Origin of the sequence: Streptomyces sp. NBC_00328 (genome assembly GCF_036139655.1) — a bacterium.
In the GTDB taxonomy this organism is placed as follows: domain Bacteria; phylum Actinomycetota; class Actinomycetes; order Streptomycetales; family Streptomycetaceae; genus Streptomyces.
This window is the reverse complement of the sequence record NZ_CP108013.1, coordinates 5,151,601-5,167,961: the sequence shown is the minus strand read 5'-3', so window position 1 is coordinate 5,167,961 and position 16,361 is coordinate 5,151,601. Positions and strand designations below refer to the sequence as shown.

Here is a 16,361-nt window from a genome sequence, read left to right as displayed (position 1 = left end):
AACCCAGGTCACATGAATTTCCTCCGTTCGCCGCACATCCCTTCGTGCGCCCCGCGAGTCTGAACGTGGGACGGCATCCCTATGTGCCGTTCTCCCAGGGGCATTTCGCGCATACGGAGCGTTCATTTTGATTACCGGCATTAAGGGCACGCGTTTCCGCAGGGCCGCCGCAGTGACCCTCACGACCGGCGCCGTGCTGGCAGCCGGAGCCTTCGGCGCCGCGCCCGCGGGCGCCGTCGCCACGCCCACGATCGCCGCCAAGGGCGGCTACACCATGAACAACGGCACCGGTACGACCCTCTACAACAAGAAGGCGGACACCCCGCTTTCCACCGGTTCCACCACGAAGATCATGACCGCCAAGGTGGTGCTGTCCCAGGCGAACCTGAACCTGGACGCCAAGGTCACGGTCTCGAGCGCGTACAGCAACTACATCGTCGACAGCGGCTACGTCTCCTCGGCCCACCTGATCGTCGGCGACAAGGTGACCGTCCGTCAGCTCCTCTACGGTCTGATGCTGCCGTCCGGCTGTGACGCCGCCTACGCGCTCGCCGACAAGTTCGGCTCGGGCACGACGCGCGCCGCCCGCGTGAAGTCGTTCATCGGCAAGATGAACACCACGGCGCGGAGCCTCGGCATGGCGAACACCCACTTCGACTCGTTCGACGGTGTCGGCCACGGCGCGAACTACTCGACACCGCGCGACCTGACGAAGCTCGCCAGCAGCGCCATGAAGAGCACCACGTTCAAGACGGTCGTCAAGACCGTCACCACCAAGCAGAAGGTGACGACCTCGAGTGGCGGCTACCGCTACTACACGTGGGAGAACACCAACAAGCCTCTGCTGACCGGCTACTCCGGCACGATCGGCATCAAGACCGGTTCGGGCCCCGAGGCGAAGTACTGCCTGGTCTTCGCCGCCACCCGTAACGGCAAGACGATCATCGGCACGGTGCTCGCCTCCACGTCGGCCACCGTCCGCACGTCGGACGCGACGAAGCTGCTGAACTACAGCTTCGCCAGGTAAGGCACCCGAACAGCGAAAGGGGCCTGCCGCGCGGTTCGCGCGGCAGGCCCCTTTTCTGTGTCACGGGTCGGCAGAGGGACTCAGCTCCCCCTGCCCCGTCGGCTCACGCCCAGGTGATCAGCCGCTTGGGCTGCTCCAGGACGGCGGCGGTGTCGGCGAGGACCCGGGAACCGAGCTCGCCGTCGACCAGGCGGTGGTCGAAGGAGAGTGCCAGCGTGGTGACCTGGCGGGGCTTGACCTTGCCCTTGTGGACCCAGGGCTGGAGTTTGATCGCGCCGACCGCGAGGATCGCGGACTCGCCGGGGTTGAGGATCGGCGTGCCCGTGTCGACGCCGAAGACGCCGACGTTGGTGATCGTCACCGTGCCGCCCTGCATCGCGGCCGGTGAGGTCTTGCCCTCGCGGGCCGTGGCCACCAGTTCGCCCAGCGACTCGGCCAGCTGCGGCAGGGTCTTGGCGTGGGCGTCCTTGATGTTCGGCACGATCAGACCGCGGGGCGTGGCCGCGGCGATGCCCAGATTCACGTAGTGCTTCTGGACGATCTCCTGGTTGGCCTCGTCCCAGGACGCGTTGATGCCCGGGTTGCGCTTGATCGCGACCAGCAGGGCCTTGGCGACGAGCAGCAGCGGATTGACCCGCAGCCCCTGCATGTCCTTGTCCTGCTTGAGCTCCTCGACCAGCCGCATGGTGCGGGTCACGTCGAGGGTCACGAACTCGGTGACGTGCGGCGCGGTGAACGCGGACCCGACCATGGCGGTGGCGATCGCCTTGCGGACGCCCTTGACGGGGATCCGGGTCTCACGCGCGCCGTCGTACGACGCGGCCGGGGCCGGGACCTGCGGCTGGACCTGGACCGGGGCCTGCGGGACCGCGGCGGGAGCCGGGACCGCGAGGGGAGCGGGCGCCTGCGCCGGGGCTGCCGCCGCGTGCACGTCCTCCCGCGTGATGATGCCGTCCGGGCCCGACGGGGTGACCGTCGCCAGGTCGACCCCGAGGTCCTTGGCCAGCTTGCGGACCGGGGGCTTGGCGAGAGGCCGCTGCTGGGCGGACGCGGTCCCGTGGCCGTTGAGCTCGCCCTGGATCGCGGTGGCCGCGAAGAGCGTCCCGCCCTGCTGGGCGGGGGCCTCGGCGCCCTTGCGGGGGCGCCGCTTGGTGGAGGACTCCGCCACGCCGTACCCGACGAGGACCGGCTTGCGGCCCGTGGGCTTGGCCTCCTCGTCGGGGGCCGCCGGAGCGGCGGGAACGGGAGCGGCCGGGGCCTGTCCGGCGGCCGGGGCGGCGGGCGCGGGCGCCGTGCCACCCGACACGTCGACCGCGATGATCACCTGGCCGACGTCCACCGTCGTGCCCTCGGGGAAGTGGAGCGCGGCCACCACACCGGTGAACGGGATCGGCAGTTCGACCGCGGCCTTGGCGGTCTCGACCTCGCAGACGACCTGGCCGTCGGTGACCGTGTCACCTACCTGGACGTACCACTTGAGGATCTCCGCCTCGGTGAGTCCCTCGCCCACGTCGGGCATCTTGAACTCGCGGAGTCCCGACGCGTTCTCAGTCATCGTCGTCACGACTCTCTCCTAGTACGCCAGCGAGCGGTCGACGGCGTCGAGCACCCGGTCCAGGCCCGGAAGGTACTCCTCCTCCAGGCGGGCCGGCGGGTACGGGGCGTGATAGCCGCCGACCCGCAGAACGGGCGCCTCCAGGTGGTAGAAGCACCGCTCGGTGATGCGGGCCGCGATCTCCGCGCCCGTCCCGAGGAACACCGGGGCCTCGTGCACCACGACCAGGCGGCGGGTCCTCTCGACCGAGGCCTGGATGGAGTCGAAGTCGATCGGCGACATCGAGCGCAGGTCCAGGACCTCGATCGACTTGCCCTCCTCCTGGGCGGCCGCGGCGGCCTCCAGGCAGACCTTCACCATCGGACCGTAGGCGACCAGGGTCAGGTCGCTGCCCTCGCGCGCCACCACGGCCTTGTGCAGCGGACCGGGGATGGCGTCCTTGTTGACCTCGGCCTTGTCCCAGTAGCGCCGCTTGGGCTCGAAGAAGATCACCGGGTCGTCGCTCTGGATGGCCTGCTGCATCATCCAGTAGGCGTCGCCCGCGTTCGAGGGAGAGACCACCTTCAGGCCCGCCACGTGCGCGAACAGCGCCTCGGGGGACTCCGAGTGGTGCTCGACCGCGCCGATGCCGCCGCCGTAGGGGATACGGATGACGACGGGCAGCTTGATCTTGCCCAGCGCCCGCGCGTGCATCTTCGCGAGCTGGGTGACGATCTGGTCGTAGGCGGGGAAGACGAAACCGTCGAACTGGATCTCCACGACCGGGCGGTAGCCGCGCAGGGCCAGACCGATCGCGGTGCCGACGATGCCCGACTCGGCGAGCGGGGTGTCGATGACCCGCTCCTCGCCGAAGTCCTTCTGCAGCCCGTCGGTGACCCGGAAGACACCACCGAGCTTGCCGACGTCCTCGCCCATGATCAGGACCTTGGGGTCGGCCTCGAGAGCCGTGCGCAGCGATTCGTTGATCGCCTTGGCCAGCGCCATCTTTTCCGTCGTCATGGCTACTTGCCCTCCCCGGCGTCCGTGAACGACGCCTGGTAGGCGGCGAACTGGGCGCGCTCCTCGTCGACGAGCGCGTGCCCGTCCGCGTACACGTTCTCGAAGATGGCGAAGCTGTCCGGGTCCGGCATGGCTCGTACCACTTCGCGCACTCGCTTGCCCAACGCCTCGCTCTCGGCCTCGAGTTCCGCGAAGAATCCGTCGTCCGCGTGGTTTGCGGCCACCAGGTAGGCGCGCAGGCGCAGGATCGGGTCCTTCGCCTCCCACGCCTCGCGCTCCTCGTCGGCCCGGTACTTGGTCGGGTCGTCGGAGGTGGTGTGCGCGCCCATGCGGTAGGTGTACGCCTCGACCAGCGTGGGGCCCTCGCCGTTGCGGGCCCGCTCCAGGGCCCAGCGGGTCACCGCGAGGCTGGCGAGCACGTCGTTGCCGTCCACGCGGACACCCGGGAAGCCGAAGCCCTGCGCGCGCTGGTACAGCGGCACACGCATCTGGCGCTCGGTCGGCTCGGAGATCGCCCACTGGTTGTTCTGGCAGAAGAACACCACCGGAGCGTTGTAGACCGCCCCGAAGTTGAAGGCCTCCAGGACGTCGCCCTGGCTGGAGGCGCCGTCCCCGAAGTACGCGATCACGGCCGAGTCGGCGCCGTCCTTGGCGATGCCCATGGCGTAGCCGGTGGCGTGCAGCGTCTGCGAGCCGATGACGATCGTGTACAGGTGGAAGTTGTTGCTGTTCGGGTCCCAGCCGCCGTTGTTCACACCCCGGAACATGCCGAGCAGGTTGGTCGGGTCGACCCCGCGGCACCAGGCGACGCCGTGCTCGCGGTAGGTCGGGAAGACGTAGTCGTCGTCGCGGGTGGCCCGGCCCGAACCGATCTGGGCGGCTTCCTGGCCGAGCATCGAGGCCCACAGGCCCAGCTCGCCCTGGCGCTGCAGGGAGGTGGCCTCCGCGTCGAAGCGGCGGCTCAGGACCATGTCCCGGTACAGGCCGCGCAGCTCCTCGGGGGTGATGTCGGCGACGTACGGGTCGTACGTGGCGTCCTTGACCCGCTTGCCTTCCGGGGTCAGCAGCTGAACGAGCTCCGGCTCGCCGCCCGTCGCCCCGGGCGACTTCTTGGCGGCCGCGCCGGCGCTCCTGCTCGCGGCGCTCTTGGTACCGGTCGTACTGGCGCTCGCGGCGCTCTTCGTACCGGCGCTGCGTCGCGGCTTGCGCGCGGCAGTGCTCTCCACGGTCACGTGTGCTCCTCCGTCGGTCCGGCCCCCGGGGTTGCCGGAAGGCTGGGGTCCCCCTCGCTCGCGGTTCGAGCTCGGGAGAGCGGCTCGCCTGTTCCGGCACCCGTGCACGGGGTGGGTGCCACTCGGCCGGGAACAGGCGTGACAGGTGCCCCGGCGAGCGCCCTGCAACTGCCACGTTACCCAGTGCTTCACAATTCTGTGAAACCCCTCCTGACCTGCGATTTTGATAGGAAATCCAAGTACTTGGAAACGTGGATTTCCTACTAGATCGAGCAGATCGGAACAGTCGCTGGTCAGAGCACTGGTCACAGCCTTGCAGGGGGCCGGAACACCGGCACGTTATCCCGGCCACCCCGGGCTCGGGAAGAGTTCACCTGGAGCAATGCCCATGACCGTGTGTGAGACTGACAGCGTGCGCGAATTCGGGAAAATCACTGTATTCCTCCTCGATGACCACGAAGTGGTCCGCCGCGGTGTCCACGAACTGCTCTCGGTCGAGGACGACATCGAAGTGGTCGGGGAAGCGGGTACGGCGGCCGACGCACTGGTACGGATCCCGGCCACCCGCCCGGACGTGGCCGTCCTGGACGTGCGCCTCCCGGACGGCAGCGGCGTGGAGGTGTGCCGCGAGATCCGCTCCGCGAACGAGGACATCAAATGCCTGATGCTCACCTCGTACGCCGACGACGAGGCCCTTTTCGACGCGATCATGGCGGGCGCCTCGGGCTATGTCCTCAAAGCCATCCGCGGCCAGGAACTGCTCACGGCGATCCGGGATGTCGCGGCCGGAAAGTCTTTGCTCGACCCGGTGGCCACCGCGCGTGTCCTGGAAAGGCTGCGGGACGGCGGCGGCACCAAGGACGACAGCCGGCTCGCCCGCCTCACCGACCAGGAACGCAGGATCCTCGACCTGATCGGCGAAGGGCTCACCAATCGCCAGATCGGCGAGCGATTGCACCTCGCCGAGAAAACGATCAAGAATTATGTGTCGAGCCTGCTGTCCAAACTGGGAATGCAGCGCCGGTCGCAGGCAGCCGCCTATGTGGCACGCAAACAGGCGGAGCAGCGTCACCCTTGAACGACGGGGTCACCCGTGAACGACGGGGGATATGGACGGGGACGTGCGTCGTCCGGGCCCGGACGACGCGAGACGCCGCACGCGCGCGTGAAGCCCCTCGTGGGCTCCCCGCGCGCGTGGAAGGTGTGCTCCGCCGGGTCCGTTCGGACCCGGCCCGGTCATCGGGTCAGCCCACGGTCCCGTCGGCGGGAGACTCCGTGCCGTCGCCCGCGGGCGGCGTGGTCTCCGGCTCGTCCGTCGGTGTGGCCGGTGTGGTCGGGGCCGCCGTGGTCGGCGCGGTCTTCGTCGGCTCCTCGGTCGGTTGGTCCGTCGTCGGCTCGCTGGTGACGCTCCGCGTCGGCTTGTACGTCGGGGGGTAGTCCGTACCGTCGCCGGTGTTGGTCGAGTCGTCCGACGTGTCGTCACCCGTGGACTGGTCCGTCGAGTCGTCGCTGGGCTGCTCGCTGGAGCCGTCGTTCTTGCTGGAGTGCGAGACGGTCGGCGACGGCGTGGTCCCGGTCCCCGAACCCGTGCCGTTGCCGGTGGTCTTGAGCGCCAGCGCGACACCGGCGACGATGGCGATCAGCGCGAAGACCGCGAGGATCCACAGCTTGCCGCGGCCGCCGCCCCGGTTGCCGTGCCCCTCGAAGCCGCCGTCGTCGCCGCCCCCGTAGGGCGGGATGAGCGGTGCCGGGATCTGCGTGGTGCCGTAGTCACCGGGGTGCGGCAGCGCGGCCGTACCCGCGAAACCGGGCCCGTGGCCGTGCGACCCCTCGTGCATGGTGACCGGGCCGGTGTTCCAGGTGCCGGTGTGGCTGCCCTGGTCGTACAGCATCTGGAGCGCGTACTGGACGAGTCCGCGCATCTCCTCGGCGGTCTGGAACCGGTCGTCCGGATCCTTCGCGAGGGCGCGCATGACGAGCCCGTCGAGCTCCGGCGGCACCTCGCCCGAGACCTCCGAGGGAGGCATCGGAATGTCCTGGACGTGCTGGTAGACCACCGACAGCGGCGTCTCGCCGGTGAACGGGGGCCGCAACGCGAGAAGTTCGTAGAGCAGACAGCCGGTCGCGTACAGGTCGGAGCGGTGGTCGACGGCCTTGCCGAGCGCCTGCTCCGGGGAGAGGTACTGCGGGGTGCCCATGACCATGCCGGTCTGGGTCATCGTCGACTGCGCGCCGTGCAGGGCACGCGCGATGCCGAAGTCCATCACCTTGACCGCGCCGGTCTCCGTGATGATCACGTTCGCCGGCTTGATGTCCCGGTGCACGATCCCGTGCTGGTGCGAGTAGGCCAGCGCCTCCAGGACACCGGAGACGATGATCAGCGCCTGCTCGGGCCCGGGGGCCTCGGCGTTGATCAGCAGATCACGGATCGTGTGACCCTCGACGATCTCCATGACGATGTACGGGACGACCCCGTGCCCGACGACGTCCTCGCCGGAGTCGTACACGGCCACGACGGCATGGTGGTTGAGCCCCGCGACCGACTGTGCCTCGCGGGTGAAACGGGCCTTGGACACGGGGTCCTCGGCCAGGTCGGCACGGAGCAGCTTGACCGCCACGGTCCGCCCGAGACGCACGTCCTCGGCGGCGAACACCTCGGCCATGCCGCCCCGGCCGAGCCTGTGTGTCAGCCGATATCGGCCGTCGCCGACCAGCCCGCCGTTACCCCACATCTCCGGCGCATCTGACATACCGCCGCCAGTCGCCTCGGGGTCGGACGGGCCCTGAGCGCGCTGCTGCTGTGCCATCAGTCCTCGCCGTCGTTTCTGCCCGCGGTCTGCGCGGTGGTTGTTACGGTCTCCGTCGGGCCACGCTACAGGCTTCGCGCGGGACGCCGGTCCGGGATGAGCGTGAGTGGACCGGCCATCCAACCCGTCGGAGTGCCGTCCGTGCAATTTCCGTGTACCGGCCGTACGTCACCTGTAACGCTTCCGCGACGCTTCTTTCTCAGACGGTCACGGAACGGGCACCGAGCTTGACGTGTCCGTGCCCTCGGGCAGACTTGGCCCGGAATAAGCCAATCGATCACGGCCGCGGGGGACGCAGAAGATGAGCCAGGACGGCGCACAGGGCCGGTACGCGGGGCGTGCGGTCGCCGGCGGCCGCTACCAGCTGCGCGATCTGCTCGGCGAGGGCGGCATGGCCTCGGTCCACCTCGCGTACGACTCGGTGCTCGACCGCCAGGTCGCGATCAAGACACTGCACACCGAGCTCGGCCGGGAACAGGCCTTCCGCGAGCGCTTCCGCCGCGAGGCCCAGTCGGTGGCCAAGCTCACCCACACGAACATCGTCTCGGTCTTCGACACCGGCGAGGACGACCTCGACGGCATGACGACGCCGTACATCGTCATGGAGTACATCGAGGGCAAGCCGCTCGGCTCGGTCCTCGACGCGGACATCCAGCAGTACGGCGCGATGCCCGCCGACAAGGCCCTGAAGATCACCGCGGACGTGCTGGCGGCCCTGGAGATCAGCCACGAGATGGGCCTGGTCCACCGGGACATCAAGCCGGGCAACGTGATGATGACCAAGCGCAACGTCGTCAAGGTCATGGACTTCGGCATCGCCCGTGCCATGCAGTCCGGCGTCACCTCCATGACCCAGACCGGCATGGTCGTCGGCACCCCGCAGTACCTCTCCCCGGAGCAGGCCCTAGGCCGGGGCGTCGATGCCCGGTCCGACCTGTACTCGGTCGGCATCATGCTGTTCCAACTGGTCACCGGACGGTTGCCCTTCGAGGCGGACTCCCCGCTGGCCATCGCCTACGCGCACGTCCAGGAGGAGCCGGTCGCGCCCTCCTCGGTCAACCGCTCGCTGCCCCCGGCGGTGGACGCGCTGATCGCCCGCGCGCTGAAGAAGAACCCCAACGAACGCTTCCCGAGCGCCGAGATCATGCGCGACGAGTGCCTCCGGGTCGCGCAGTCGTTCCAGGCCGCCGCGCCGAACATCGTGCCGGGCGCCCAGACACCCAGCGGTTCGGGCGTCGGCTCCGCCGTGTTCCCGCCGGTCGACCAGGGCACCCCGGCGCCCGGCCCCGTGCAGATGCCGTACCAGCCCGGCCCGTACGGCACGCCGACCCCCTCCCCGGCGTACGGCTACCCGCAGCAGGGCGGCTACCCGACCCCGCCGCAGACCGCCGCGTACGCCGGGCAGCACGGCACCTCCACGCCTCCCCCGTACAACCTCTCGCCCCAGCCCGCCGGCGCCGGCCAGGGCGGCGGCAGGGGCAGCAAGTCGGTCGTGATCGGCGCGGTCCTGGTCGCGCTCCTGGCGGTCGGCGGCCTGATCGCGGCGCTGGTCCTGAACGGCGGGACCGGCGACGACGACAAGGGCGGCGGCGACAGCACCGCCAGCTCGTCGCCCACCGCGGTCGAGGGGCACAAGGGTCCGGACACGTCGAAGAAGATCGACACCGAGAAGTGCACGGACCCGACGGAGTCGTACAACGACCCGAAGAAGATCGAGGTCCCCGACTTCCACTTCAAGAACCTCAGCTCGGTGAAGTCCTGCTTCCAGGCCGCCGGCTGGCAGATGAAGGTCACGCGCGTGGACGAGAACACGTACGGCGAGGACACGGTCATGGACCAGTTCCCCTCCGCCGGTGACGACGTCGACCCCGAGAACATGCCCACGATCGAGCTCAAGGTGTCCTCGGGCGACCCCTCCTAGTGCCGCGGCAGGCAACGTTTGCCCGTCAAGGAGCGGCGTCATGGGGGTCCCCCCTGCTCGAGCGAAGCCGAGAGCTTGGGGGAGCGTGCTCTCGGCGTGCCGGCCGGAAGTCCTCGTACTGGATGCACTTGGGCTTTCGGCCGGTGCGGCGAGTGGGGGTCCCCCCTGCTCGAAGAGCTTGGGGGAGCGTGCCGGGAGTCGCGACGGGGCGAACGTTGCCTGTCGCGGCACTAGCATCCTCGGACGCTCCACGGCAGGAGTGACCGCGGACGCTCCGGCAGCGGAATCGGGAAGGGGCCCGGCACATGAGTGCCGGGCCCCTTCCCGTCGGGGTGACCGCGCGTCGCCGGGGTGACGGAGCCGGTGGCCCGACCCCGCGTGGTTACAGGTACGGTCCGCCCGAACGGCCTCCCGTACGGAGGTCCTCGTCGCCCTCCAGACCGCCGACACCCGGCGGAAGGGCACGGCGCATCTGCTCCAGCTGCGCCCTGGCCGCCATCTGCTGGGCGAACAGGGTCGTCTGGATCCCGTGGAAGAGTCCTTCCAGCCAGCCCACCAGCTGAGCCTGCGCGATCCGCAGTTCAGCGTCGCTGGGAGTCCCCTCGTCCGTGAAGGGCAACGAGAGCCGCTCCAGCTCCTCCACCAGCTCCGGAGCGAGACCGTCCTCCAGTTCCTTGACGGAACTCGCGTGGATCTCCTTGAGGCGGACCCTGCTGGCCTCGTCCAGGGGTGCGGCGCGCACTTCCTCCAGCAGCTGCTTGATCATGCTGCCGATGCGCATCACCTTGGCCGGCTGTTCCACCATCTCCGTCACCGGGATCTCGCGGGAGTCCTCGTCCCCGGTGCCGCCGAGAGCCATTCCGTCCTGGCCCACGACCAGGATCTGAGGGTTCTCCGGCGACCGTTCGTTCCTCGGCATCTCCATGCCGCCATTCTCTCGCACCCACGTACTCCATCACGGTGGTGCCCCCCGTACACGGTGATCCACCACCTCCGTCGGCCCAGTTGGCGACAGGAAGGGGTTCCACAGCCTCTGAAGTGCGCGAATGACGCCACTTTCGGTCGAGATGCCGGGATCACGACGTCATGTGAGGCTGGTTGCGTCGATCACGGCACCCGTCTTGGCGAACCGTTCCGGGAGGGGGTCACCGACGTGACTCCATGGCTGCGCACCCTGCCCACGGCCGGGCTCCTCGCGGCCGCCCTGCTGAACGGCCCCGGCCCGCTCGCGAACGCCGCGCCGACGGGCCCGGACGCCCTCGCTCCCCCCGCCCCGGCCCGCTCCGGAGGTCTCTCGTACACCGCCTCATGGGTTCCGTCCGCCCGAGCCACCGCCTCACCGGCTCCGCCCGCCCAGAGCACCGGCCCGCCCGGTTCGCCCACTCCCTCCGCCCCCTCCCCGGGAGTGACCACCACGCCCGCCCCGTCCACCTCGGGGGCCGGCTCACCGCTTCCGTCCCCCGGACGGTCCAACCCGCCCGGCCCGTCCGCGCACGGGCCCAGCGCCTCGGACGCGGCCGGCCCCACAGCCTCCGATCCGGCCCGCCCCACCCCTACGGCGGACCCGTCCCGCGCGGGCAGCTACGCGGGAGAGGGACGGGAACGTCCCGGCCGCACGGAGCCGGACAGCCAGGACACCAGCAGCCAGGACACCCCGGACCTCCAGGACACGGCCCCCGCCGCGGACACCGGGATCACGGAGCCGACCGAAGCCCCCGACCCCTCACGCGACAACGCGGCCCCCGTCCAGCAGAGCGTCGTGGGCCCCGGCTCCACGCCCGGCGGCGACCTGGCGCTCCTGCCGCTGGGCAGCGGCCTGATCCTCGTCGGTCTGGGCCTGGCCCTGGCCTTCCTGGGCCTGCGGGTACGCCGCGGCTGAGCCCACCCCCAGGAAGCGCCGGCGTGCCGCGGCCGAGCCACCCCACAGGAAGCTGCGATGCGCGGCGGCCCCCACAGGAAGCGCCGATGCGCGGTGGCCGAACCACCCCCAGGGGGCGAATCGAATCGGCCACCGCAGCCGGGTCGGCTCGGCCGCTAGGAGGCGACGAGCAGCACCTTTCCGATGTGGCTGCTCTCCTCCAGCACCCGGTGCGCGCCCGCCGCGTCGCTCATGGGCAGCTCGCGGTCGACGACAGGACGGACATGACCGGAGTCGATCAGCGGCCACACGTGCTCCCGCACGGCCGCCACGATCGCCGCCTTCTCGCTGAGCGGCCGGGCCCGCAGCGAGGTGGCGCTGACGGCGGCACGCTTGTTCAGGAGCGCGGCGATGTTCAGCTCCGCCTTGATGCCGCCCTGCATGCCGATGATGGCGAGCCGTCCGTTGACGGCGAGCGCGCGCACGTTCCGGTCGAGGTACTTGGCCCCCATGTTGTCGAGAATGACGTCGGCACCCGCCCCCGAGGTGGCCCGCTCGATCTCCTCGACGAAGTCCTGCTCGCGGTAGTTGATCAGGATGTCCGCGCCCAGCTCCGCGCAGAAATCGAGCTTCTCCTTGGTGCCCGCCGTGACCGCGACCTTCGCACCGACGGCCTTCGCGAGCTGGATCGCCATGGTGCCGATGCCGCTGGAGCCGCCGTGCACGAGCAGGGTCTCGCCAGGGCGCAGATGGGCGACCATGAAGACGTTCGACCAGACCGTGCACGTCACCTCGGGCAGCGCCGCCGCCTGCAGGACGTCCAGGCCCGCGGGAACGGGGAGCAGCTGCCCGGCGGGGACGGCGACCTTCTGGGCGTATCCGCCGCCCGCGAGCAGCGCGCACACCTCGTCGCCGACCGACCAGCCGAGGACGCCGGGACCGACCGCGGCGATACGCCCGGAGCATTCGAGTCCGGGGTAGGGAGAGGCTCCGGGCGGCGGGTTGTACAGACCCTGCCGCTGCAGCAGATCGGCGCGGTTGACGGCGCTGGCCACCACTTCGACCAGCACTTCGCCCTCGGCCGGCACCGGATCGGGAACCTCGTCCCACACCAGCGCCTCGGGCCCACCAGGTTCGGGAATCGTGATCGCGTACATGAGGTGGACGCTACTCCTGCGCGGTGTCGCCTGTTCCTACGGCAGGTGCCGGGTGCCCGGCGTCGTCCGGGCGCTCGGGGTGACCCGGACGATCGTGATCAGCCGGTCCGTCAACTGCAGTGTGCCGACGTCCGGTTCGTCGTATCCGAGCACGCGATGCCCCCGTACGACGCTGACCACGAGGTCGGTGGTGTCCCGGGCACTCATGCCGACCTCGGCCTTCGTGACGGGCCGGTCCACGATGTCGAGCCCGCTGCCCTGATGGATCAGGTCCTCCATCACCATGCCCGCGGCGGGGCTGAGCACGGAGAGGCCGAGCAGCCGGCCGGCCGCGCTGGCGCTGGTGATGACCGCGTCGGCGCCGGACTGCCGGAGCAGCGGCGCGTTCTCCTCCTCGCGGACGGCGGCGACGATCTTCGCCCCGCGATTGAGCTGCCGCGCGGTCAGGGTGACCAGGACCGCGGTGTCGTCCCGCTGGGTGGCGACGATGATCTGCCGCGCCTTGTGGAGCTCGGCGCGCATCAGCACATCGCTGCGCGTGGCGTCCCCGATCACTCCCGCGTACCCCTCGGCCGTCGCCGCGTCGACCACCCGGGAACTCGGGTCGACGACCACGACCTGTTCCTTCTTGAGCCCGGTCGCGCAGACGGTCTCGACGGCCGACCGCCCCTTGGTCCCGAAGCCGACAACGACGGTGTGATCCCTCAAGGTCGCCCTCCAGCGGTTCAGTCGCCACTCCTCCCGGGTGCGTTCCGTGAGGACCTCCAGCGTGGTGCCGACCAGGATGATCAGGAACAGCACCCGCAGGGGCGTGATGACCAGGATGTTGATGAGCCGGGCGACGTCACTGGTCGGGGTGATGTCGCCGTATCCGGTGGTGGAGAGGGTGACCGTCGCGTAGTAGAAGGCGTCGAGCAGGTCGACGCTGCCGTCGGAGTTGTCGGTGTAGCCACCGCGGTCGAACCAGACGATGAGCGCGGTGAACACAAGCAGCAGCAGCGCCATCGACAGCCGCTTCGCCACCTGGCGAAGCGGACGCTGCACTACCTTCTGCGGCAGTTTCACCTGGTGAGTCATCAGATGTTCGTCCGCCTGGCGGGCGATCGTGTCGTCGCCCGGAAGTTTCACGTGAAACACTCCCCGCTCGGATCCCTGCCGGTCATGCCCTCGGACCTGCTCAGACGAAGCACGCGTCGATCCCCGCGACGGCCCACGGCAGATCGATGAGTTCCAGCTCCTGCCCGGCGCGCGCACCGCCCGGCGGTACGACCGCGAGCGCGTCGGCGGCGGCGATGCCCCGCAGCATCGCCGGGCCGTTGTAGTGCAGCGGCGCGGCCCGCTCGCCGCGCAGCGAGACGGGGATGAGCCGGGTGTCGTACGGATGCCCCTGCACGGCTTCCCCGAGGGGCAGGGTGTACGACTCCGGGGCCATGCGCCCGGCCAGCGTGCGCAGCATCGGCTCGGCGAGCGTGAGCAGTCCGGAGACGGCCGCGAGGGGGTTGCCGGGCAGCCCGACGAGGTGCTGGTTCTCCTGGACACGGGCCAGCAGCATCGGATGCCCCGGCCGCACCTTGACGCCGTCCACCAGCAGTTCGGCGCCGATCCGGCGCAAGGTGGGGTGGACATGGTCGACGGGGCCGGCGGCGGTGCCGCCGGTGGTGACGATCAGATCGGCCCGGGAGCCGGTGATCGCTTTGTGCAGCGCTTTGGCGTCGTCGCCGATCCGGCGCACCGCGACGACCTCGGCGCCCAGCGCCCGCAGCCACGGCGGCAGCATGGGGCCGAGCGCGTCCCGGATGAGCCCTTCCCGGGGAAGTCCCTCGGTGAGCAGCTCGTCGCCGAGAATGAGGACTTCGGCGCGCGGGCGGGGGACGACGGCGAGCGTGTCGTACCCGGCGGCCGCCGCGAGGCCCAGTACGGCGGGGGTGACCAGGACTCCGAGCGGCAGCAACTGGTCACCGCTGCGGCATTCCTGGCCGCGTGGGCGGATGTCCTGCCCGTGAGCGAGCGCCAGGATTCCCCGGGACCGGGCGGAACCCGGCTCCTGCCCGGCGCCCGCGTGCAGCCGGCCCTTGTCGTCGAGGCGCCCGTGCTCGCTGCGCAGGACGGCGGTCGCGTCCCGCGGAACCCGCGCCCCGGTGGCGATCCGGACCGCCTCGCCGTCGCTGAGCCGCTCCGGTTCCGCGTGCCCGGCGAGCACACCGTCCTCCCGCACCTCCCAGGGCCCGGGTCCGGCGACCGCCCAGCCGTCCATGGCGGAGGTGTCGAAGGAGGGAAGGTCGGTGAGCGCGGTCAGGGGGGCGGCGAGGACGAGGCCGAGGGAGGCGTCGAGGGGGACCGGGACGGGGGTACGGCGGGGCAGGGAACGGGCGGCCCGCTCGGCGACGGCGCGGGCCTCCGGCCACGGGGTGGACCGGTGACGGGTGTGCTTGCCCTCGCCGCTGTTCTGGGCGCCGGGCGAGGGGACCGCTGCCGGGTCGGTTCCCTGGGGGCCCGGGACGGCACGCTCCGCTCCGCCGGGCTCGCCGGACGGGCGGGCACCCGCGCCCTTGACCAGGGCGAGCGCCTCCTCGACGTCGAAGTCGTCCGTGTCCTGGCCGTCCTGGCTGTCCCGGGTGGAGCGGGCGGCGGTCATCCGGCGTCCGGCTCGGTGGCGGGCGTGGGCGGGGCGGCGGGCGACCCGTTGTCCGGCCGGGCGTCGGGAGTGCCCTCGTCGGCCCAGCGGAGCGCGAGCGCGGCGGCCTTGCGGGAGGCTTCGGCGACCGCTTCCGGTCCTCCGCCCGCCCGCGCGGCCGCGTATCCGACGAGGAACGTGGTCAGCGGCGCGGCCGGCCTGGCGACGCCGTGCGCGGCGTCGCGGGCCAGGTCGAGCAGCACGCCGGTGTCGACGTCCAGGTCGATGCCCAGTTCGTCCTTGACTGCGGAAATCCATTCATCCAGCACGTGCCCATGCTCCCTGATGCGCGCTCGAGCGGCGGCGATGTCGTCCCAGGTGTCGCAGTCGAAGGACGCGACGGGGTCGGTGATGCGGGTGAGGTCGAGGGCGGCGACGAGCCGTCGGAGCGGCAGCCCGGAGAGGCTCCCGTGCGCGGCGGCGAGCACACCCAGCTCGCGGCGCAGCGCGTCGGCGCGGTAGACAGCCACGAGGGGCTGATCCCGCCCGTCGGGGTCGGTGAGAAGAACACCGTCCAAACGGGTACCGGGGCCGTCGGCTCGGCTGCCGGGGTCGTCGAGACAGGCGCCGGGCCCCTCGATGCGGGTGGCATGCCCGTCCCGGGCCGGGCGGGAAGTCCCCGGGATCTCGTGTGGGGTGCCGGCGCGAAGGGTGTCCAGCAGGCGCCGGACCGTCTTCTCCTCCAGGAAGGGCAGGTCGGCGGAGAGCACGAGGACGTACGGCGCCCCGGTGTGACGCAGCCCGGCGTCCAGCGCGGCGAGTGGTCCCCCGCCCGACGGGTCCTCGCGGGCCCACTCCACGGGACGCGCCGTGGGCCTGGGCCGGGCCACGACCACCGTGCGGGTGGCATCGGCACACGCGGCCAGGACCCTGTCCAGCAGGGTCCGGCCGCCCACCCGAACGCCGGGCTTGTCCTCGCCGCCGAGCCGCCGGGCGGCACCGCCCGCGAGCACGACGGCGTCGTACCCGGCATCGGCACCGGAGGTGCCTCGCTGGTCGGCGTCGCCAGGTCGCCCGGTCGCGCCCTCGGGCTCGTACGCGGTCATGCCCCGAGTATGGGCGTCCGAGGAATCGGCGCCACCCCCGGGGCACGGCGCAGGTACCGGGCCGGCCGGGCCGGCCGGCCCGCGT

13 protein-coding genes are annotated in these 16,361 nt (G+C 71.0%); 4 read left to right on the top strand and 9 right to left on the bottom strand.

The features are described from left to right. Positions 1-127: 127 nt before the first annotated feature. On the top strand, positions 128-1,027 hold the full coding sequence (locus OG485_RS22620; RefSeq protein WP_328670406.1) for a D-alanyl-D-alanine carboxypeptidase family protein: 900 nt from the start codon (positions 128-130) through the stop codon (positions 1,025-1,027). A gap of 103 nt (positions 1,028-1,130) precedes the next feature. Here the strand turns inward: OG485_RS22620 and OG485_RS22615 are convergent, their stop codons facing one another. From OG485_RS22615 to pdhA, 3 genes are read right to left on the bottom strand one after another with little or no spacing between them, the layout of a single operon-like run. Beyond that, positions 1,131-2,591, bottom strand: coding sequence for a dihydrolipoamide acetyltransferase family protein (locus tag OG485_RS22615; protein WP_328670405.1), 1,461 nt, complete (start codon positions 2,589-2,591; stop codon positions 1,131-1,133). A 9-nt stretch (positions 2,592-2,600) separates the two neighbouring features. Then, the gene (locus tag OG485_RS22610; protein WP_328670404.1) at positions 2,601-3,581 is read right to left on the bottom strand and encodes an alpha-ketoacid dehydrogenase subunit beta; all 981 of its coding nucleotides are present in this window, start codon (positions 3,579-3,581) and stop codon (positions 2,601-2,603) included. A 2-nt stretch (positions 3,582-3,583) separates the two neighbouring features. Beyond that, positions 3,584-4,813, bottom strand: a complete 1,230-nt coding sequence (gene pdhA / locus OG485_RS22605; RefSeq protein ID WP_328670403.1) for a pyruvate dehydrogenase (acetyl-transferring) E1 component subunit alpha — start codon at positions 4,811-4,813, stop codon at positions 3,584-3,586. 412 nt (positions 4,814-5,225) lie between these two features. Here pdhA and OG485_RS22600 point away from each other — a divergent pair, with 412 nt between their 5' ends. Further along, positions 5,226-5,891, top strand: coding sequence for a response regulator transcription factor (locus OG485_RS22600; RefSeq protein ID WP_328674596.1), 666 nt, complete (start codon positions 5,226-5,228; stop codon positions 5,889-5,891). A gap of 166 nt (positions 5,892-6,057) precedes the next feature. On the opposite strand, the gene OG485_RS22595 is transcribed toward OG485_RS22600, so the two are convergent. Then, positions 6,058-7,620 (bottom strand): protein kinase domain-containing protein, encoded by a 1,563-nt coding sequence (locus tag OG485_RS22595; RefSeq protein WP_328670402.1) that lies wholly within the window; start codon positions 7,618-7,620, stop codon positions 6,058-6,060. A 301-nt stretch (positions 7,621-7,921) separates the two neighbouring features. Here OG485_RS22595 and OG485_RS22590 point away from each other — a divergent pair, with 301 nt between their 5' ends. Continuing rightward, positions 7,922-9,541, top strand: coding sequence for a protein kinase domain-containing protein (locus OG485_RS22590; RefSeq protein WP_328670401.1), 1,620 nt, complete (start codon positions 7,922-7,924; stop codon positions 9,539-9,541). 382 nt (positions 9,542-9,923) lie between these two features. Here the strand turns inward: OG485_RS22590 and OG485_RS22585 are convergent, their stop codons facing one another. Further along, on the bottom strand, positions 9,924-10,466 hold the full coding sequence (locus OG485_RS22585) for a bacterial proteasome activator family protein (protein ID WP_326786689.1): 543 nt from the start codon (positions 10,464-10,466) through the stop codon (positions 9,924-9,926). Between the two features lie 228 nt (positions 10,467-10,694). Here OG485_RS22585 and OG485_RS22580 point away from each other — a divergent pair, with 228 nt between their 5' ends. Beyond that, a complete protein-coding gene (locus OG485_RS22580; protein ID WP_328670400.1) occupies positions 10,695-11,420 on the top strand; it encodes a hypothetical protein in 726 nt (241 codons plus the stop codon). Between the two features lie 155 nt (positions 11,421-11,575). Here the strand turns inward: OG485_RS22580 and OG485_RS22575 are convergent, their stop codons facing one another. The 4 genes from OG485_RS22575 to OG485_RS22560 are packed head-to-tail and all read right to left on the bottom strand — an operon-like array spanning position 11,576 to position 16,276. Beyond that, positions 11,576-12,556 carry an NAD(P)H-quinone oxidoreductase gene (locus OG485_RS22575; protein WP_328670399.1) on the bottom strand — a complete coding sequence of 327 codons (981 nt, stop codon included), beginning with the start codon at positions 12,554-12,556 and terminating at the stop codon, positions 11,576-11,578. 36 nt (positions 12,557-12,592) lie between these two features. Further along, positions 12,593-13,693, bottom strand: coding sequence for a potassium channel family protein (locus OG485_RS22570; protein WP_328670398.1), 1,101 nt, complete (start codon positions 13,691-13,693; stop codon positions 12,593-12,595). Between the two features lie 40 nt (positions 13,694-13,733). Next, positions 13,734-15,191 carry a molybdopterin molybdotransferase MoeA gene (locus OG485_RS22565; RefSeq protein ID WP_328670397.1) on the bottom strand — a complete coding sequence of 486 codons (1,458 nt, stop codon included), beginning with the start codon at positions 15,189-15,191 and terminating at the stop codon, positions 13,734-13,736. Then, on the bottom strand, positions 15,188-16,276 hold the full coding sequence (locus tag OG485_RS22560; protein ID WP_328670396.1) for a DUF6457 domain-containing protein: 1,089 nt from the start codon (positions 16,274-16,276) through the stop codon (positions 15,188-15,190). Before OG485_RS22560 ends, OG485_RS22565 begins: the two co-directional genes overlap by 4 nt. Positions 16,277-16,361 lie beyond the last annotated feature (85 nt).

Coding starts and splice junctions, on each gene's coding strand:
- OG485_RS22575 (WP_328670399.1), bottom strand. CDS start 12,556: ATGTACGCGATCACGATTCCCGAACCTGGTGGGCCCGAGGCGCTGGTG.
- OG485_RS22590 (WP_328670401.1), top strand. CDS start 7,922: ATGAGCCAGGACGGCGCACAGGGCCGGTACGCGGGGCGTGCGGTCGCC.
- OG485_RS22610 (WP_328670404.1), bottom strand. CDS start 3,581: ATGACGACGGAAAAGATGGCGCTGGCCAAGGCGATCAACGAATCGCTG.
- OG485_RS22595 (WP_328670402.1), bottom strand. CDS start 7,620: ATGGCACAGCAGCAGCGCGCTCAGGGCCCGTCCGACCCCGAGGCGACT.
- OG485_RS22560 (WP_328670396.1), bottom strand. CDS start 16,276: ATGACCGCGTACGAGCCCGAGGGCGCGACCGGGCGACCTGGCGACGCC.
- OG485_RS22585 (WP_326786689.1), bottom strand. CDS start 10,466: ATGGAGATGCCGAGGAACGAACGGTCGCCGGAGAACCCTCAGATCCTG.
- OG485_RS22565 (WP_328670397.1), bottom strand. CDS start 15,191: ATGACCGCCGCCCGCTCCACCCGGGACAGCCAGGACGGCCAGGACACG.